Here is a 19,115-nt window from a genome sequence, read left to right as displayed (position 1 = left end):
ACGCCCGCGGCACCGAGTCGCCCGGGCGTGCTGGGACGGCCTCGGAAGTCTCGCGCGATGCGGCGGCGGGTTCGGGTTCGCCGCCGCAGGGTCTCGATTGCGAACGAAACAGCACGTGGGAGGATGGCCCCATGACGTACACCCTGGTATTGCTGCGCCACGGCGAGAGCGAATGGAATGCCCTGAATCTGTTCACCGGCTGGGTGGACGTGCGCCTGACCGACAAGGGTGTGGCCGAGGGCAAGCGCGCCGGTGAACTGCTGGCCGAGCAGGGCATCCTGCCGGATGTCGTCTACACCTCGCTGCTGCGTCGCGCCATCTCCACCGCGAACAACGCCCTGGACGCCTGCGACCGGCACTGGATTCCGGTCATCCGCGACTGGCGGCTCAACGAGCGCCACTACGGCGCGTTGCAGGGCAAGAACAAGGCGGAGATCAAGGAGCAGTACGGCAACGAGCAGTTCATGCTCTGGCGGCGCAGCTACGACACCCCGCCGCCGCCCATCGAGCCGGGCAGCGAGTACAGCCAGGACGGCGACCCGCGCTACGACGGCATCGAGGTGCCGCTGACCGAATGCCTGAAGGATGTCGTGGCGCGCATGGTGCCGTACTGGGAGGACACCATTTCCAAGGATCTCCTCGCCGGTAAGACGGTTCTGGTTGCCGCGCACGGTAATTCGCTGCGCGCTTTGGTGAAGCACCTGGACGGCATCTCCGACGAGGACATCGCGGGGCTGAACATTCCCACCGGCATTCCGCTGAAGTACGAGCTGGACGAGAATCTGCGTCCGGTCGGCCCGGCCGTATACCTGGATCCGGAGGCCGCGGCCGCCGGGGCCGCCGCGGTGGCGAACCAGGGCGCGAAGTAGCGATTCGCTCGTCCGGCGAACCCGCCGGGTTTTCGACGCGTTGTGACCGAAATATTCGGTCGCAACGCGTTTTTCGCTTTTCGTGCATTCTGAAACACCATTAGTGCAGGTCAGGGCCAACTGATGGCATGTGGCGTAAATCTCACTACGCGCGCGTAGGGTATTTGGGCCTCTACCTCGGAACTCTATTTACCGCAGGAATGCCCGTTTTATCGAGTAACGGTAACCGGGGTTTGCAACTTACTTGTCGGTAGCTAAACTCCCTCGCGTTCGACCACGTCGAGAGGTAGATCACGTTCAATGAAGCACGCGCTACGGGCCACGGTCGCGGCTGTCGCCGCCGCGGTCCTGGTTCCTCTTACCGGGATCACCGCCGCGGCGGCTCCCGCCCCCACCGGACCCGACGGCGGAGCCGCCGGAGTCGCCTGGACCGCGCAGCACGATGCGGGGCAGCGGTATCCGAACGTCTTCATCGAGTGGGACGTGCCCATCACCATGAGCGACGGCACCGTCCTCAAGGGCAATGTCTACCGCCCGGCCGACGCCTCGGGACGGCCCATCGACGAGCCGACGCCGACCGTCGTCAACCTGACGCCCTACACCAAGCTGGTGTCGAACCTCGGTGATCACGCCGCGTCCATCCCGGGCCTGTCCGACGCCCTGCTCGGCTTCTTCCGGCAGATCAACCTCTCCGGCACCCCGATCTCCGGGCTCGGCGACCTGATCAATGCCGCGGGCAACGGCCAGATCCGCAACTTCACCGTGGACCGCCAGCTCATCAAGTCCGGGTACACGCAGGTCGTCGTGGACGTGCGCGGAACCGGCTTCTCCCAGGGCGAATGGGATATGCTGCGCGACCGCGAACAGCGTGACACCGTCGAGGTCATCGACTGGGCGTCCGAGCAGCCGTGGTCCAACGGCCGCATCGGCATGAACGGCATCTCCTACTCGGCCATCAACCAGGTGCAGGCCGCCGAGCAGCAGCCGCCCGCACTCCAGGCGATCTTCCCCATCGTGCCCGGCAGCGACCTCGTCGACGACGTGCTCGCACCCGGCGGCGGCTTCGGCTTCAACTTCATTCCGCTCTGGCTGTCGGCCATCAACGGCCTCAAGTGGGTGCCGGACCTGGCCTCGATCGCCAACGGGCGCTTCGACGAGCAGTGGCTGCGGGACCGGATCAACAATCCGTTCACCTATCTGGACGTGTTGATCTCCGCCTACACCAGCCAGCGCATGGAGGATCTCGACCCGCGCGTGGTGCGCATGCTCGACGACACCACCCCGGAACGCCGTGCGTGGCTGGGTGATCCGAGCCGCATCCAGGTGCCGACCTTCGTCTACGGCGGCTGGCACGACCTGTTCACCTACTCGGAATCCCAGATCTACAACGAGATTCCGCTGCCGCCGGGGCAGAAACAGCTGATGATGGGCAACAGCTACCACATCACCTCCGGTGCGGAGAGCTCCCGTCCCGGACAGCCGCCGCGCCTGGACGTGCTGCAGCGCGCGTGGTTCGACAAGTGGCTCAAGGGAATCGACAACGGCATCGACGCCTACGGTCCGGTGACCCTCAAGCAGCAGGGCGGCGGCTGGATCACCAAGGGCGGCTTCGGTGATTCCGCACCGGCCGCGGAGCGGGCCGAACACCGGCGCATGTATCTGTCGTCGCAGATCAGCGGTACCGCCCACAGTGTCTACGACGGTTCGCTCACCGGCTCGGCCAATGGCGACACCGCGCGTCTGACCGTCTCCCCGGGGCTGACCACCATCTGCTCCAACGACGCCGCCCAGGCCACCGCGGGCTTCCTGTCCATCGTCGACGGCTGCGCCAAGGACTCCCGGATCGCGGAGAGCAATGCGCTCACCTTCACCAGTGCGCCGGTGCTCGAGGCCACCACCGTCTCGGGTCCGATCGCCCTGCACCTGAATACGGTGCAGGACTCGGTCGACGGCTACTGGACGGTCACCGTCAACGACGTCGCCCCCGACGGCACCTCCACGGTGCTGACCTCGGGGCAGCTCATGGCCTCGCTGCGGCAGGTCGACGAATCCCGCAGCAGCCGTTCGGCCAATGGCGACTACACCGATCCGCGCGCCTACACCTCGCTCGACAGGCGGGAGCTGGCGGTGCCCGGCGAGGTGACCACCCTCGATATCGCCCTCTCGGCCACCGAGGCGGTGCTTCAGCCCGGACACCGGCTGCGCGTCTCCGTCTTCGCGGGCAACTTCCCGAAGGGCCTGCCGATTCTGCCGATGCTCATCGACACCGGCCTGCTGCCGCAGCATGTGCAGCTGGACCCGAATCGTCCGAGCTTCGTCAACATTCCGGTCCGCGGAAACTCCGGTTGGTGACTTCCGCCGACCGGGCGTGAATGATCCGGGTGTGCACAATGGGGTGCGCACCCGGATCTTTTTGTGCTGTTTCACGAAACCCGACCGAAGTCCGTTCCGTCTCAGACGGTTCGGCTTAGCATCGGTTCGTGCTCAAGTACGCAACAGCGCTTCTGGCTGCCCTGGCACTGCTTCCGTTCGTATCGCCCGGCGCCGCGGCGACTCCCGCCGCCACCGGCCCGGACGGTGGCGCGGCGGGGGCGGCGTGGGCGCGCGCCAATGACGGACCGCATCCGTATCCGAACGTCTACATCGAATGGGATGTGCCCATCACGATGAGCGACGGCACCGTGCTGAAGGCCAATGTCTACCATCCGGCCGACGCGTCCGGGCGGCCCATCACCGAGCCGACGCCGACCATCGTGAACTTCACGCCCTATACGAAACTCGGCTCGATGATCGCGGATTCGGCGTTCTCGATTCCGGGGCTCTCCGACCTGATCGTGGAACTGGCGCGCGGCATCGACCTCACGGGCACACCCTTCTCCGGGCTCACCGACCTCACCAAGGCGCTCGGCGGCGGACTGATCCGCACCTTCACCGTGGACCGCGACCTCATCAGGTCCGGGTACACACAGGTCGTCGTGGACGTGCGCGGAACCGGCTTCTCCCAGGGGATCTGGGATCTGCTCGGGCCGCGCGAACAGCAGGACACCGTCGAAACCATCGACTGGGCCGCGAAACAGCCGTGGTCGACCGGGGATATCGGCATGACCGGGGTCAGCTACTCGGGACTCAACCAGTTGCAGGCCGCGGCGAAGAACCCGCCCGCGCTCGAGGCCATCTTCCCGGTGGTGCCGTCGCGCAATCCCTTCCGCGATCTCGTCGCGCCCGGCGGTGCGATCGGCGTCGCGTTCATGCCGATGTGGCTGGCGGCGGTGAACGGCGGCAAGCTGGTGCCGGACCTGACGGCGCTGGCGCAGGGGCGCTTCGATATGAAGTGGCTGGCCGACCGCCTGGCCGACCCTTTCACCTTCGTCGACGCGCTGTTGGAGGTGTTCGTCCAGCCCGACATCGAGGCGCTGAGCCCGAAGGTGCGACAGCTGCTGGACAGCGACAGCCCGATGCGGCAGGCGTGGGAGACCGATCCGGAGGCCATTACCGCGCCCACCTTCATCACCGGCGGCTGGCACGATGTCTTCGTCGCCTCGCAGGCCGATGTGTACCGGCGAATCCCCTTGCCGCCCGGACAGAAACAGCTGCTCTCCGGCGACGGCTACCACATCTCCAACGGCAATGAATCCGGACGGCCGGGGCTGCCGCCCCGCATGGACGTGCTCCAGCAGGCGTGGTTCGACAAGTGGCTCAAGGGAATCGACAACGGCATCGACGCGTTCGGGCCGGTGACGGTCAAGCAGCAGGGCGGTGGCTGGGTCAGTCTGCCGTCGTTCCCGCGACCCGGGGTGGAGTACCGGCGCATGTATCTCGCGGCAGCACCCAGCGGAACCGGCGGACACAGTGTGCACGACGGTTCGCTGTTCACCGCGCCGAGCCCGAGTATCGACACCCTCACCGTCGCACCGGGTCTCACCGGCCTGTGCTCGCGTGACTCCGCCCAGCAGCTCGTCGGCATCACCTCCATCCTCGACGCCTGCGGCAAGGATTCGCGCATCTGGGAATCCAACGGCCTCACCTTCACCAGCGCTCCGGTGGCCGCGGCCACCACCATCTCCGGACCGATCGCGGTGCGCCTGCGGACCGTGCACGACGCCGCCGACGGCTACTGGACCGTCACGGTCAACGACGTCGCCCCCGACGGCCGCTCGACCACCCTGTCGACCGGCCAACTCGTCGCCTCGCTGCGGCAACTCGACGAATCCCGCAGTACCCGCCTGCCGAGTGGCGACTACACCGACCCGGTGCCCGACCTCTCGCTCGACACCCGGCAGCCGACCCAGCCGGGCGTCCCGGTGACACTCGACATCTCGGTGGCGGGGGTCGAGGCCGTACTCCAGCCGGGACACCGGCTCCGGGTGGACGTCTACGCGGGCAACTTCCCGAAGGGCCTACCGCCCACCGCCATCACCACCGACACCCAACTGCGCCCGCAGCACCTGCTGCTCGACCCGTCCGAGCCGAGCTTCGTCAATATTCCGGTGCAGGGGAATTCGGGCTGGTAGAGGCGGTCTGGGGCGGCTGCGCGCCGTCGGGACCCATGGGCTGATCCGGCCGTGTCGACGCCCGCCGACGGAAGGAAACCCGAAAGGCGCTCGGGGGTGCCAGGGCTGCTGGCACGCTGGAACGGTGACCTTCGCGGTCGTGGGTGAGAGCGCTGCTGCGCTCTCCCGACTCTCGGCGCGTGGGCCGGAACGACGACAGGGTTCGCGCGTCCATGTACGGAGGTGATTTCGACGAACGAGTACACCGCCTAGTTGCGCCCGATATGCCGGACCTGCACTGATCTGAAAAGTACGGACCGGCTGGTCGGGGCGCGATTTCGGACAATCACCCCGTTCCCCAACACTGTGTGAACGGTGGGCTAACATGCGCCGAAGTGCCCGTGACCTGCACGAAACTTAGCGCACCCGGGGTTTGGTCACCTGTCGGCGACCGTACGATTCAGAGTGTGAGCGTTCCACAGGCCGTGCTGTTGGCAGTCCTCGCGGCCGTCGTCGGACTGGCCGTGGGCGGACTGCTCATTCCGTATGTGAACGCGCGGCAGGCCCGCCGCGCGGCCGACGAATCCGGCCTCACCATGTCGCAGGTGCTCGACCTGATCGTGCTCGCCTCCGAGAGCGGTATCGCCGTCGTCGACCAATACCGCGATGTCGTGCTGGTCAACCCCCGTGCCGAGGAACTCGGCGTGGTGCGCGACCGGTTGCTCGACGATCGCGCCTGGATGGCCGTGCAGGAGGTGCTCGGCACCGGGCACGATGTCGACTTCGACATCACCGCCAAACACCCCATGCCCGGCCGCGGCCGGCTCGCGGTGCGCGGCGTGGCCCGGCCGCTGTCGCAGGAGAACCCCAACTTCGTGGTGCTCTTCGCCGACGACGACTCCGAGCAGGCGCGGATGGAGGCCACCCGCCGCGACTTCGTGGCAAACGTCTCACACGAACTCAAGACCCCCGTCGGGGCGATGAGCCTGCTGGCCGAGGCGCTGCTGGAATCGGCCGACGATCCCGACTCCGTGCGGCACTTCGGTGAACGGCTGCACGGCGAGGCCCGGCGGATGGGCAAGATGGTCACCGAACTCATCGCGCTGTCGCGACTCCAGGGCGCGGAGAAACTGCCCGAACTCGAGGCGGTCTCCGTGGACACCGTCGTCGGCCAGGCCATCGAGCGCTCCCGCACCGCCGCCGAGGCCGCGGGCATCACCGTGAGCACCGACCGCGACAGCGAACTCGAGGTGCTCGGCGACCAGACCCTGCTCATCACGGCGCTGTCCAACCTGGTGGAGAACGCCATCGCCTACTCACCGCGCGGCTCGCACGTCTCGGTGAGCCGGTCGCTGCGCGGCGGCTATGTGAACATCGCCGTCACCGACCGCGGCATCGGCATCGCCAAGGAAGACCAGCAGCGCGTGTTCGAGCGGTTCTTCCGCGCCGACAAGGCACGCTCGCGCGCCACCGGGGGAACCGGGCTCGGGCTGGCTATCGTCAAGCACGTGGCCGCCAACCACAACGGTGAGATCACCCTGTGGAGCAAGCAGGGCACCGGCTCCACGTTCACGCTGCGGATACCGGTCCATCCGGCCGACCCCGCGCCGAGCGACAAGAAGACTTCCGCCGGGGCTCCGGCGGGGAAGAAGGAAACCGGCCCGCGCCCCGCCGGGCGGGCCAGAACAAACGGTGTGGAGGCAACCCGATGACGAGAGTGCTGATCGTCGAGGACGAGGAGTCGCTGGCCGATCCGCTCGCGTTCCTGCTGCGCAAGGAGGGGTTCGAGGTAGCCGTGGTCGGTGACGGACCGTCCGCGCTGGCCGAATACGACCGCGCCGGCGCTGACATCGTGCTGCTCGACCTCATGCTCCCCGGCATGAGCGGCACCGACGTGTGCAAGCAGCTGCGGATTCGCGGCAGCGTGCCCGTCATCATGGTGACTGCGCGCGACAGCGAGATCGACAAGGTGGTCGGCCTGGAACTCGGCGCGGACGACTACGTGACCAAGCCGTACTCGTCGCGCGAACTCATCGCCCGCATCCGCGCCGTGCTGCGCCGCGGCGTCGGCGACGAACCCGACAACGGCGTCGAGACCGGCGTGCTGGAGGCCGGCCCCGTCCGCATGGATGTCGACCGCCACACCGTGCAGGTCAACGGCAAGCCGGTCACCCTGCCGCTCAAGGAGTTCGACCTGCTCGAATACCTGCTGCGCAACTCCGGCCGGGTACTCACCCGCGGCCAGCTCATCGACCGCGTCTGGGGAGCCGACTACGTGGGCGACACCAAAACCCTCGACGTGCACGTCAAGCGCCTGCGCTCCAAGATCGAAGCCGACCCCGCCAAGCCGGAACACCTGGTCACCGTGCGCGGCCTCGGCTACAAACTGGAGGCCTAGCCCCGCGAACCCACGCCCGCTCCGGAACGCCGGAGCGGGCGCCAGCTGTGCGCTGTTGCCGCCGCTGGCGCTGCCTGCCGAGCACGGCAGTCCGCATTCTCATGCTGCCGTCGTGGGAACCGCCCGATACATCTCGCGCCCGCGACCACGAGCCGCACGCGCGCTGCGGCCACGAGACCGCACGCGGGCGCGCTGCGGCCACGCTCTAGCTACTGCCGAAGAGTCCGGGCAGGCCGTCGGCGCTGCCGGTGCCGCCGGGGGTGCCCGGCTCACCCGGATCCGGCTGCGACGGATCCCGCACCCAGACCTCGATGGTCTCGGTGCCGCCGCCCTGCGAACAGGTGATGAGATGGCGGTCCGGGGTGGTCGGCGTCCAGCTCAGGTGCGCCTCGCCGACCGGCCACGGCACCTTGGGGCCGCTGATGTCCTCGCCGTTGTCGGACCAGTAGACCAGCAACCCGATCCCGCTCAGTCCTCGGGCGCCGCCCGTTCCGCGGCGATGGCCGTCGCCGGGTGCACCGCGACGATGCCCAGTCCCTCCCGCCGCCGGCAATGCCGCGCCAGTTCCTCGTACGCGGGCTGCCCGAGCAGCTCGATCAGCTCCGGCGCGTACGCCTGCCAGACCGGCCGTGTGCCCACATGCGCGTCGGGCGATCCGGTGCAGTACCAGTTCAGGTCCTCCCCGCCCGGCCCCCAGCCGCGACGGTCGTACTCGGTGATCCAGGTCTTGAGGATCTCCACCCCGTCGGGCCGGTCCACCCACTCCTGCACCCGCCGGATGGGCAGCTGCCAGCACACCTCGGGCTTCACCGTGAGCGGCTCCAGGCCCCTGCGCAGGGCCATGCTGTGCAGGGCGCAGCCGATGCCGCCCGCGAAGCCGGGGCGGTTCAGGAAGATGCAGGCGCCGTCGATCCGGCGGGTGCGCAGGGCGGGCTCGTCGTCGAGTTCGTCCTGCTCGAGGTAGAGCTTCTTGCGGACCCGGCCGGTGTCGTCCACCGCTTCGTCCATCAGCTGCCAGTCCTCGCGTGTGAGCATTTTCACACCGCGGTGCAGCTTCTTGCCGTCGTCGGCATCGGAGAGGAAAGCGCCGTGTGAACAGCAACCGTCATCGACGCGGCCCTCGATGATGCCCTGACATGCGGGGGTGCCGAATACGCACGTCCACCGCGAGAGCAGCCAGGTGAGGTCCGCCGCGATCAGGTGCTCGTCATTTGCTGGGTCGACGAACTCGATCCATTCTCGGGGGAAGTCCAGTTCGACCTCGGGACTCGGATCGATCTTCGCCGCTGATCGGAGCCCGGTGGGTCCGCTCGCGGATGCGCCTGCCGTCACAACGCGGAACGCTAACAGTTCGGTCGCCGCGCCTGAAGGGACGCCACACCCAGTACCGTGTTCTTGTGCGGCTCGGTGTACTGGATGTGGGAAGCAATACCGTCCACCTGCTGGTGGTGGACGCGCATCGCGGTGGCCATCCGCTGCCGATGAGTTCGACGAAGGCGACCCTGCGGTTGTCGGAGAACATGGACGAGCGGGGGCGGATCACCCCGGAGGGGTCGGCGCGGCTCACCCGCACCGTAGCCGAATTCGCAAGCATCGCAACGACTTCCGGCTGTGTGGAGCTGATGGCCTTCGCCACCTCGGCGGTGCGCGATGCCACCAACTCCGAGGAGGTGCTGGCCGTGGTGCGCGCCGAGACCGGCGTGAACCTGCGGGTGTTGAGCGGGGTCGACGAAGCCCGCAACACCTTCCTGGCGGTGCGCCGCTGGTACGGCTGGAGTGCGGGGCGGATCCTCAACCTGGATATCGGCGGCGGATCGCTGGAGATGAGCAATGGCGCCGACGAGGACCCGGATGTGGCGCTGTCGCTGCAACTGGGCGCCGGGCGGCTCACCCGGGACTGGCTGCGTCACGACCCGCCCGGCAAGCGCCGGGTGGCCGTGCTGCGCGACTGGCTCGACGCCGAACTGGTGATTCCGACCAAACAGCTGCTCGAACCCGGCCGCCCGGATCTGGCCGTCGGCACCTCCAAGACCTTCCGCTCCCTGGCCAGGCTGACCGGCGCCGCCCCCTCGGCGGCGGGTCCGCGGGTGCGGCGTACGCTCACCAGTTCCGGTCTGCGTCAGCTGATCGCCTTCATCTCTCGAATGACGGCCGCCGACCGGGCAGAATTGGAAGGCGTAAGTTCGGATCGGTCACAGCAACTGGTGGCTGGCGCATTGGTCGCGGAGGCGAGTATGCGGGCACTGTCGCTGGATACGTTGGAAATCTGCCCCTGGGCACTGCGGGAGGGATTGATCCTGCGAAAACTGGATACCGACTTGGATAGCGAACCGATAGCTGGTGGGGCACAATCTGATGCTCGTCCGCCCCTGGAGGGCACCCCGATCGAAACGGTAATTCGATGACCGAGGATTCGAACCAGCTGTCCGTCGCCGAACTGCTGGCCCGTAACGGCCAGCAGGGCTCCTCCGGTGGCGGAGGCGGGCGGCGTCGGCGCAGCGGCCGCGGCATCTCCGTGGCGGATCTGACCGGCGATATGCCGCAGGTGCGGGAGGGCTCTTCCTCGCATGCGGCACCCGATGACGAAGTCGGGGTCGACGGCGCGTCCGCGCCCGCTTCGATGGAATCGGACTTTTCGAACTTCTCGAATTATCCGGACTACTCCAACTATTCAGTGGATACACCCGCGCAGGAGTCGAATTTCGGCTACGCGTCGGGTTCCGAACAGGAGAATTCTCCGCTTTCCGGCCCTATCGCTTATTACGACCCGCTCGCCCCGACCGAAACTCCGGACGCGTCGGCGCAGTCGTCGGGATACAACTGGAACTCACCCGGACAGCTGGACTGGCCCCCCACCGAAACCCCCGGGACCAACGGTTACGGGGCAGTCGGCGGCTCGGGGCCCACGCGGGGCGGCCGCCGCGCCCGCCGGGAGGCGGCCGAGGCCAATGGCTACGGCGATGCGAGCGGATTCGAGTCGAACGGTTACGACGCCAACGGGAATTCCTACGGCGCGAACGGCACTGGCGCGAACGGCAGTGGCTACGGCGCGCAGCACTTCGGCGGCCTCGAAGGAACCGAGCGGCCGAAGGGCGGACGTCGCCGCAAACCCGACCCGCAGGCCGATCTCGAGTCCGAGGCGTCGGATGCCGCCGGGCAGCAAGAATTCGGTGCACCGAGCGCCGGAGCACGTGGATTCGGGGAATCCGGTGCGAACGGACACGGCTTCGGCGAACCCGAGGCCGGAGGGCGCGGGTTCGGCGAACCCGGGTCCCGTGGTTTCGGTGCGCCGGGCGCGCGTGAATTCGGTGCGCCGGGCACGCGTGGCTTCGGTGCGCCGGGCACGCGTGGTTTCGGTGAAGCCGGGTCCCGTGGTTTCGGTGCGCCGGGCGCGCGTGAATTCGGTGCGCCCGGTGCCGGTGGTTACGGCGAAGCGGGTGCGCGTGGCTTCGGTGAGCCCGGTGCCGGTGGGCGGGGTTTCGGTGCGCCCGGGCCCGATGCCCGCGGCTTCGGTGACCCGGGCGCTGGCGCACGTCGCTTCGGTGAGCCGGGGCCGCGCGGCTTCGGCGAGCCGCCTGCCGAACCCGGTGCGCGCGGTTTCGGCGAGGACGCGGTCCCGCCGGGTGCGGCCGGGGCTCCGGCGACCGAAACGGGCGGGCGTCGCCGTCGCCGCTTCGATCCCGATGACGACACCACCGAGGTGCGCCCCTACCGCGGCGCGGCGGCGGACGCGCCGCTACCGAGCTGGGGCGCGCAGGACGCCGAGGCGCCACCGCGCGAGGGCGCCGCGCCCATGTCCCGCTCCGCGCGGCGGCATGCCGAGGAGCGGCGGGCGGCCGACGCGCAGCCCGATGCCGAGGCGTGGGACGACGAGCCCGACGAGCCCGACGAACCCGCGCGGCGCGGTGACCGCTCCGGCGCGGGCAAGCTGCCCGCCTGGTCGGCGCGAAGACGCCAGGCGACCGACCCCGCCCCGCCGCCGTCGGACGACCGGACCGCGGCGTGGACCCTGGCCGGCCAGGATCAGCAGCTGGTCTCCGGCGAGACGGTTGCCGGTGATCTGCTACGCGACGCTCAGGATCGCGACGACGAACCGGCCCCGCGTCGTTCGCGTCGTTCCGGCGGACGCTCCTTCGGCAAGGGGGCATTCGGGCGCAAGTCCCGCGCCGCCGAACCGGACGATATGTACGCCGGCGCCACCGAGGTCTACTCCCCACTGCGGGATGACGACGAAATCGAGGACGGCGCAAGAACTTCTGTGGTCGCACGGGTCAGCGCCGTCGCCGGTCGCGCCCGTCGTTCCCGCACCACGCGGAAATCCGACGAGGAAGAGAATCGTCGGCAATGGCTGATTCTGGGCGGGCAGAGCACCGCCGCCGCAGTCGCGGGAATGTTGCTGTTCAAGGGATTCGAACGCATGTGGGAAATGCTCCCGTGGGTTGCCTTGGCGCTGGCGATGATCGTGATTCTCGGACTTGTCGCACTCGTCCGAGTTCTGCGTCGCACCGATGACATTTTCAGCACTGTGATTGCTGTCGTGGTAGGCGTCTTCGTGACGCTGGGACCGCTAGCCTTTCTACTCAGTACTAGCTGAGCAGGGAGCGGGCAGTGGGGAATATCGGGCAGACGCCGGGGGTCGTGCACGAGAACGGCGGGGGGCACAGGGAAATCCGGGTGGGCTTGTCCACCGCCTCGGTGTATCCCGAGAACACCGAGGCCGCATTCCGGTATGCGGCCGAACTCGGTTACGACGGCGTGGAACTCATGGTGTGGGCGGAACCGGCCAGCCAGAGCATTTCCACGGTGCAGACGCTGGTGCACCGCTATCAGGTGCCGGTGCTCGCCGTGCACGCGCCGTGCCTGCTGATCTCGCAACGGGTGTGGGGGTCGGACCCGATCGCGAAACTCACCCGCAGCGTGCACACCGCGGAGGCATTGGGGGCGGCGACCGTGGTGGTGCATCCGCCGTTCCGGTGGCAGCGGCGGTACGCGGAGGGATTCGCCGAGCAGATCGTCGAACTCGAGGACAGCAGCCCGATTTCGGTGGCGGTGGAGAACATGTTCCCGATGCGGGTGGCCGACACCTTGTTCGCGCGGGGCGAGGCTGCCATCCGGCGGCTGGAGCGGCGCGGGGGACCGGGGCCGTCGCTGACGGCCTTCACGCCGTCCTACGACCCCACCGACACCGGTTTCCGGAACTACACCCTCGACACCTCGCATACGGCCACCGCGGGGATGAACCCCCTGGCGCTGGCCGAGCGGATGGGATCCGGGCTCACCCACATCCACCTGGCCGACGGGCGGGGTGCGGCGCACGACGAGCATCTGATCCCGGGGGAGGGTTCGCAGCCGCTGGTGGAACTCGGCGCGGCGGTGAGCGCCAGCGGGTTCCGCGGCCAGGTGGTGATCGAGATCAATACCCAGAACGCGCGCACCACCTTCGATCGGGCGGCGATGCTGCATCGGGCGCTGGCGTTCGCGCGGCGGCATTTCAACGGAGCAGAGGCGGATGCCCAGGAACCGGAGCCCAGCGGGGCTCGGCGCGGGTAGAGGCCGCCGGGATGCCGGTGCGGTGCGAGCCCGGAATATCTGCGCTTGCCCACCTGCGCATCAGGCGCGCCCGAGCGTGGGTGCGGATGGCTCGAGCGTGGGTGCGGATGGCTCGAGCGTGGGTGCGGATGGCTCGAGCGTGGGTGCGGATGGCTCGAGCGTGGGTGCGGATGGCTCGAGCGTAGGTGCGGATGGCTCGAGCGTAGGTGCGGACTGTTCGAGCGTAGGTGCGGACTGTTCGAGCGTAGGTGCGGACTGTTCGAGCGTAGGTGCGGACGGTCCGAGCGTAGGTGCGGACGGTTCGAGCGTAGGTGCGGACGGTTCGAGCGCAGGAACGGGACCGCCCGAGCGTAAGAGCAGACGGCCCGAGAGCAGGCGCGGACCGCCCGAACTTGGGCGGTGGGGTTCGGGCGTGGGCCGTCGGTTCCAGGCGCACCTGGTCGGGCGAGGTGCGGACCGTTCGGGGCGGGGGTGATTCGCAACACGGAGGGACCGATCGGTTCACTCATGGTCGTACGCTGTACAAACCTAGTGAGGAGGAGTAGCGGATGACAGTGGAGTCGACCGTCGATCGGGAACGGGTCGGCAGCGGGGCGGACGACGCGCCGTTCAGCCGGGTGTGCGCGGTGACCGAGTTGGCGTCCGAATCCGCGGAGATCGGGCGCTACGCGGGCATTATCGAGCCGATCTGGACCATCGGGCCGAAGCTGCACGGCGGCACCATGGTCGCGGGCAGCGCCGCGGCGGCGGTGGCGTGGCTGCGGCGGATCACGCCCGAGCGCGCCGCCATGTTCCCGATCGCCGCCAGCTCCGACTTCCTCGGCGCACCCGATCCGGGCGAGGTCGAGTACGAGGTGCGCACCCGCAAGCTCGGCCGCCAGATCTGCCTGGTCGACGTGGGCCTCATCCAGGGCGGTCGCACCCTGGTCCACACCGCCTTCACCCTCAGCCACCTCGACGACATCGAGCCGGTGTACGCGCCCGACAAATCCGAGGGCATGTCCCCCGAACCGTCGGCCGACGCGCTCGCCTACGACGACAACAACCCCATGGGCAAGCTCGTCCATGTCGCGCAGGGCTCCTCGGTCGCCCTGGACGGCACCTCCGCCCCCTTCCTCACCGGCGCGCAGGGCGAACCCGAACTGCGCCTGTGGATCCGCCCCTTCGCCGCCGACGAGGCCGACGCCGACGTCTTCGCCTTCTTCGCCATGATGGCCGCCGATATGAGCCCGCCGGTCCCCATGAACCGCGGCCACTTCGGCTGGGCACCCACCGTCCAGCTCACCACCTACCTGCGCCGCCGCCCCGCCCCCGGCTGGCTCCGAATCATCGCCTCCGCCAAGGAGATCGGCGGCCGCATGTTCGACGAGGACCAACTCGTCCTGGACTCCACCGGCGCGATCGTCGCGCAGAGCCGCCAACTGGCCCTCATTCCTCAGCAGCCCTGAGGGGGACTCGCCGGGTACGGCCCAACATCGGTTCGGCGCCCAACGCAGGCGCGCGTACGAGACCGCCGACGGCACTCAGCCGGGCGCTGAAGGCACGGGGAGGCGGGGGAGCGAGGCGGGCTAGCGCTAGCCTTGAAACTCATGACGAGGATTGCGGTGATCGGTGGAGGCCGGATCGGGGAGGCGCTGGTCGCCGGCCTGCTCGAATCCGGGCGGGCGAGCAAGGATCTGGTGGTGGTCGAGCCGGTCCCGGCGCGCGCCGAGGCGCTGGCCCAGCGGTTCGGGTCGCGGGTCACCGATTCGGTGAGTGACGCCGTCGTCGGCGCGGATCTGATCGTGGTCGCGGTGAAGCCGCACGATGTGGACGGCGTGCTGACCGAACTCGTCAAGGCGGAGCTGGGCGACGATCGCGACCAGGTACTGGTGTCCCTGGCCGCCGGTATCCCCACCGCCCGCTTCGAGACCAAGCTGCCCGCCGGCTTCCCGGTGGTGCGCGTGATGCCGAATACCCCGATGCTGGTCGGTCAGGGCATGAGCGCCATCGCGCCCGGCCGCTACGCCCGCCCCGAGCAGCTGCGGACGGTCACCGAGATGCTGGAGTCGGTGGGCAAGGTCGTCACCGTCGCCGAATCGCAGATGGACGCCGTCACCGCCGTGTCGGGCTCCGGCCCGGCCTACTTCTTCCTCATCGTGGAGGCCATGATCGACGCCGGTGTCGGCCTGGGCCTCACCCGCGATGTGGCGTCCCAGTTGGTGGTGCAGACCATGCTCGGCGCGGCCGCGCTGCTGGACGAGTCCGGCCAATCTGCCGCCGAGTTGCGGGCGGCCGTGACGTCCCCGGCGGGCACCACCGCCGCCGCCGTCCGCGAACTCGAACGCGGCGCGGTGCGCGCGGTGGTCCACGAGGCCCTGCACGCCGCCAAGGACCGCGCCGCGGAGATGGGCGTGTCCTCGGACTGACCGCTCCACCGATCCCGCCCCAGCCCCGGAGCGGCACCAACGGATCGCTACGCCTGCCGCGCCCAGGAACCGAGCGACCGCTCCGCAACGGTTCCGCAGATGGGGTCCCACCTCCCGCAGCTACGCACCCACCTGAGCGACCGTTCCGGAGCGGCTCTCGCAGCCAGGCACACCTGCCCTACCAACCGCTCCCCCGAGCTGAGCGGCCCCCCCGTATGGTTCGCGGCGCGTCCCGGTTCTGGACTGACGGAGCGGGGGAGCGAAGCGGAGGAGCGGAGGAGGGAAGAACCGGGACCTCCAGCGCCGCGAACCCGCCCCGGAGCGCAGCGGAGGGGCAAATCCAACACAGTTGCTGGTTTGCTGCCGGGCTCCGAAACGCCCCAGCAAAGGTGGATTTCTCACACCCGTCGCAGCAATCCCACTGGTCACGATAAGCTGCAAGGAGCACGTGCGTGTCTGTTCCGCCGGTGGGGAAGCCGGCGGCGCGGACGTGCCGGAGGTCAGTGGCGCATGATGGGAAACAGTCAAGCGAGGTCCGGAAACAGCCCAATCAACGCAGGGAACGTCATCGGCGGCGGAACTCAGTTCCTCACGGTCGCCGAAGTGGCGAGTCTGATGCGGGTTTCCAAGATGACGGTGTACCGGTTGGTGCATTCGGGAGAGTTGCCCGCGGTGCGGGTCGGCAGATCCTTCCGGGTGCACGCCAAAGCCGTGCACGACTACCTGGAGACGTCGTACTTCGACGCCGGGTAGGCACGGTCGCCGACCGGTTTCGTTCGCCGAACGATGGCCCGGTAGCATTGACCGGCATCCTGTACGTGCCGGTGGTGCCGTCGGGTCTTCGTCGGCCCGTTACGGGTTTGGACTGTGCAGGGTCAGGAATGTTGAACCCCGCGGACGCGGGGCTGACGACCCGAGTAGAACGCGAGGAACAACCCTATGGGTTCTGTGATCAAGAAGCGCCGCAAGCGCATGTCGAAGAAGAAGCACCGCAAGCTGCTTCGTCGCACCCGCGTGCAGCGTCGCAAACTCGGCAAGTAAGAGCTGAGTCGTAGCTGAAGCCCGTCGCCCGCCGCGACGGGCTTCAGCTTTTTCGTCGGGTGACCGAACTCATCGTTAGATCCTGGTTAATAGCCTTCGGCGACCCCCTGTCCTGCGGTTACTCTGGGAGCGCGGGAAAAACAGAAATGGGGGCTTGCAAGTGGGTTCCGGTGGGCCGAGCATCCGAGACGGGCATGCGCCCCGGGTTGTGATGGTTACCGGTGCGAGCCGGTTCTTCGGTGGGAACGTGGTGGCCCGGCTGGCCGCCGACGAGTCCATCGAACGGATCATCGCGGTCGACGCGAAACAGCCGGGCCGGGAGCTGCTCCGCCGGATGGGGCGCGCCGAGTTCGTTCGGGCCGATATTCGAAATCCGTTGATACGCAAGGTGATCGATGGAAATCAGGTGGATACGGTGATCCACCCGGCGGCACTGTCCCGGCCGCCCTCGGGTGGCGGCCGCGCGGCCATGAAGGACATCAACGCCTTGGGCGCGATGCAGCTGTTCGCGGTCTGCCAGAAGTCCGAGCACGTGCGTCGCGTGGTCGTGCGGTCCTCGTCGGCCGTGTACGGCTGTAGTGCGAAGGACCCGGTGCGGTTCACCGAGGAGATGAGTGCGCGCACCCCACCACGCGGCTGGTTCGCGCGCGACATGATCGAGGTGGAGGGATTCGTGCGCGGGCTCGCACGGCGGCGTCCCGATATCTCGGCGGCCATTCTGCGCTTCTCACCGATCGTGGGACCGCGGTTGGCCGGTCGCGGGGTGCAGTATTTCCGTTCGCCGGTCACGCCCACCATCCTGGGACGCGATCCGCGGCTGCAACTGCTGCACGAGGAGGACGCCATCGCGGCGCTCACCCATGCGGCCATGGGCGCGCCGGGCGGCACCTTCAATGTCGCGGGTGACGGTGCGATGGCGCTGTCACAGGCCATCCGCCGCGCGGGCCGGATCGAATTGCCGGTCCCCTTCCTGGCTTTCCGCACCTTCGGTCGCAGCATAATGGGACCGGTAATGCGGGAATTCACCGCCGAACAGATCGACTACTTCCATTTCGGCTGCGGGCTGGACACCACCCGGATGCGCACCGAACTGGGTTTCGAGCCGCGCTGGACCACGGTGCAGGCTTTCGACGACTACATAGGGGGCGCAGCGTTGCGGCCCGTAATCGATCCCCGCTGGATCGACGCCGCGGAGAACAAACTTCTCGGCCTGCTCGGGGCCGGGACGGGAGCACACCAATGAACGACGTAGCGAAGGTGATTCGACTTCACGATGTGGATTTCGAGGCGCGGCACCGTCCGTCGCGCCAGTGGCCGGGGGAGCGCGCGCTGAGTCCGGTCACCTCGTTGACCGATCGGCTGGCCGAAGCCGAAGCGCGGCAGCCGAAATCGCTGGGGGAGCTGATTCGCGGGGCCGTCGCCGACGGGGTCCGCACCACCGCCGACTTCGCGCGTCGTCGGCTCACCGGTGACTACCAGGTCGACGAGTTCGGTTTGGACGAGCACCTGCTGGAGTCGGTGATCCTCCCGGCGCTGCGACCGCTGTCGGAGCTGTGGTTCCGGGTGGAGGTCAGCGGTATCGAGAACCTGCCGGAGTCCGGTGGCGCGCTGGTGGTCTCCAATCACGCGGGCACGGTGCCGTTGGACGGGCTCATGCTCCAGCTGGCCGTGCACGATCGGCATCCGAAGCAGCGGGCGCTGCGGCTGCTGGCGGCGGATCTCGTCTTCGAGCTGCCGCTCGTCGGCGGCTTGGCGCGCAAGGCCGGGCATACCCTGGCCTGCCCGGCGGACGCCGAAAGGCTTTTGCGCGCCGGGGAAATCGCGGGCGTGTTCCCCGAGGGGTACAAGGGGATCGGCAAGCCGTACTCGGAGCGGTACAAGTTGCAGCGGTTCGGGCGCGGCGGGTTCGTCTCGGCCGCGGTGAAGACCGGGGTGCCGATCATCCCGTGCTCGATCGTCGGTTCCGAGGAGATCTACCCGAAGCTCGCGGACATCAAGCCGCTGGCGCGCCTGCTCGGCGTCCCGTACTTCCCGGTGACGCCGTTGTTCCCGCATCTGGGACCGCTGGGTGCGCTGCCGCTGCCGTCCAAGTGGCATATCGAGTTCGGTGCGCCCATCCCGACGAGCGGGTACGAACCGGCCGACGCGGACGATCCGATGACCATGTTCGAGATCACCGATCAGGTGCGCGAGAACATCCAGCAGACGCTGTACAAGCTGCTCACCAAGCGCCGCAATCCGTTCACCGGTTGAGGCGGACGCCCCGGCGTGACATATGGAACGGCCCCGGTCCGGACGGACCGGGGCCGGTGTGTTTCCTGCCACTTTGTCTACGACGGCTCGTAGTGTGACCTACTAC

16 protein-coding genes are annotated in these 19,115 nt (G+C 68.5%); 14 read left to right on the top strand and 2 right to left on the bottom strand.

Annotation, left to right across the window (positions count from 1 at the left end; genetic code table 11):
- Positions 1–131: 131 nt before the first annotated feature.
- The 5 genes from QMO76_RS21315 (at position 132) to QMO76_RS21295 (ending at position 7,757) form a co-directional block, all read left to right on the top strand.
- Positions 132–869, top strand: a complete 738-nt coding sequence (locus QMO76_RS21315; protein ID WP_039817626.1) for a phosphoglyceromutase — start codon at positions 132–134, stop codon at positions 867–869.
- A 300-nt stretch (positions 870–1,169) separates the two neighbouring features.
- Positions 1,170–3,221, top strand: coding sequence for a CocE/NonD family hydrolase (locus QMO76_RS21310; protein ID WP_306363079.1), 2,052 nt, complete (start codon positions 1,170–1,172; stop codon positions 3,219–3,221).
- A 128-nt stretch (positions 3,222–3,349) separates the two neighbouring features.
- Positions 3,350–5,380, top strand: a complete 2,031-nt coding sequence (locus tag QMO76_RS21305; RefSeq protein WP_306363078.1) for a CocE/NonD family hydrolase — start codon at positions 3,350–3,352, stop codon at positions 5,378–5,380.
- 446 nt (positions 5,381–5,826) lie between these two features.
- Positions 5,827–7,071, top strand: coding sequence for a cell wall metabolism sensor histidine kinase WalK (locus QMO76_RS21300; RefSeq protein ID WP_306363077.1), 1,245 nt, complete (start codon positions 5,827–5,829; stop codon positions 7,069–7,071).
- Positions 7,068–7,757 (top strand): response regulator transcription factor, encoded by a 690-nt coding sequence (locus QMO76_RS21295; protein ID WP_306363076.1) that lies wholly within the window; start codon positions 7,068–7,070, stop codon positions 7,755–7,757. Before QMO76_RS21300 ends, QMO76_RS21295 begins: the two co-directional genes overlap by 4 nt.
- Positions 7,758–7,962: 205 nt before the next feature.
- Here QMO76_RS21295 and QMO76_RS21290 read toward each other — a convergent pair whose 3' ends face one another.
- The gene (locus QMO76_RS21290; protein ID WP_306363075.1) at positions 7,963–8,214 is read right to left on the bottom strand and encodes a hypothetical protein; all 252 of its coding nucleotides are present in this window, start codon (positions 8,212–8,214) and stop codon (positions 7,963–7,965) included.
- Positions 8,215–8,225: 11 nt separating this feature from the next.
- Positions 8,226–9,089, bottom strand: coding sequence for a hypothetical protein (locus QMO76_RS21285; protein WP_372342032.1), 864 nt, complete (start codon positions 9,087–9,089; stop codon positions 8,226–8,228).
- 65 nt (positions 9,090–9,154) lie between these two features.
- Here QMO76_RS21285 and QMO76_RS21280 point away from each other — a divergent pair, with 65 nt between their 5' ends.
- From QMO76_RS21280 to QMO76_RS21240, 9 genes are all read left to right on the top strand, one after another.
- On the top strand, positions 9,155–10,162 hold the full coding sequence (locus QMO76_RS21280) for a Ppx/GppA phosphatase family protein (RefSeq protein WP_306363074.1): 1,008 nt from the start codon (positions 9,155–9,157) through the stop codon (positions 10,160–10,162).
- The gene (locus tag QMO76_RS21275; protein WP_306363223.1) at positions 10,159–12,351 is read left to right on the top strand and encodes a hypothetical protein; all 2,193 of its coding nucleotides are present in this window, start codon (positions 10,159–10,161) and stop codon (positions 12,349–12,351) included. The genes QMO76_RS21280 and QMO76_RS21275 overlap by 4 nt, the downstream gene beginning before the upstream one ends.
- A 23-nt stretch (positions 12,352–12,374) precedes the next feature.
- Positions 12,375–13,307: a sugar phosphate isomerase/epimerase family protein gene (locus QMO76_RS21270; protein ID WP_372342037.1), complete on the top strand. Its 933-nt coding sequence runs from the start codon at positions 12,375–12,377 to the stop codon at positions 13,305–13,307.
- Positions 13,308–13,855: 548 nt separating this feature from the next.
- Positions 13,856–14,755, top strand: coding sequence for a thioesterase family protein (locus tag QMO76_RS21265; protein ID WP_306363073.1), 900 nt, complete (start codon positions 13,856–13,858; stop codon positions 14,753–14,755).
- A gap of 141 nt (positions 14,756–14,896) precedes the next feature.
- Positions 14,897–15,715 carry a pyrroline-5-carboxylate reductase gene (gene proC, locus QMO76_RS21260; protein WP_306363072.1) on the top strand — a complete coding sequence of 273 codons (819 nt, stop codon included), beginning with the start codon at positions 14,897–14,899 and terminating at the stop codon, positions 15,713–15,715.
- Positions 15,716–16,228: 513 nt separating this feature from the next.
- Positions 16,229–16,468: a helix-turn-helix domain-containing protein gene (locus QMO76_RS21255; protein WP_081592759.1), complete on the top strand. Its 240-nt coding sequence runs from the start codon at positions 16,229–16,231 to the stop codon at positions 16,466–16,468.
- Positions 16,469–16,654: 186 nt separating this feature from the next.
- Complete coding sequence (locus QMO76_RS21250) at positions 16,655–16,756, top strand: 30S ribosomal protein bS22 (protein ID WP_003402602.1); 102 nt, start codon at positions 16,655–16,657, stop codon at positions 16,754–16,756.
- Positions 16,757–16,967: 211 nt separating this feature from the next.
- Complete coding sequence (locus tag QMO76_RS21245) at positions 16,968–17,999, top strand: NAD-dependent epimerase/dehydratase family protein (protein WP_306363071.1); 1,032 nt, start codon at positions 16,968–16,970, stop codon at positions 17,997–17,999.
- The gene (locus QMO76_RS21240) at positions 17,996–19,009 is read left to right on the top strand and encodes a lysophospholipid acyltransferase family protein (RefSeq protein WP_306363070.1); all 1,014 of its coding nucleotides are present in this window, start codon (positions 17,996–17,998) and stop codon (positions 19,007–19,009) included. The genes QMO76_RS21245 and QMO76_RS21240 overlap by 4 nt, the downstream gene beginning before the upstream one ends.
- Positions 19,010–19,115: the final 106 nt, after the last annotated feature.

Source organism: Nocardia sp. CC227C, from assembly GCF_030767025.1.
Taxonomy (GTDB): domain Bacteria; phylum Actinomycetota; class Actinomycetes; order Mycobacteriales; family Mycobacteriaceae; genus Nocardia.
The sequence above is the reverse complement of the archived record's forward strand: the minus strand, read 5'-3'. Positions and strand labels throughout refer to the sequence as shown.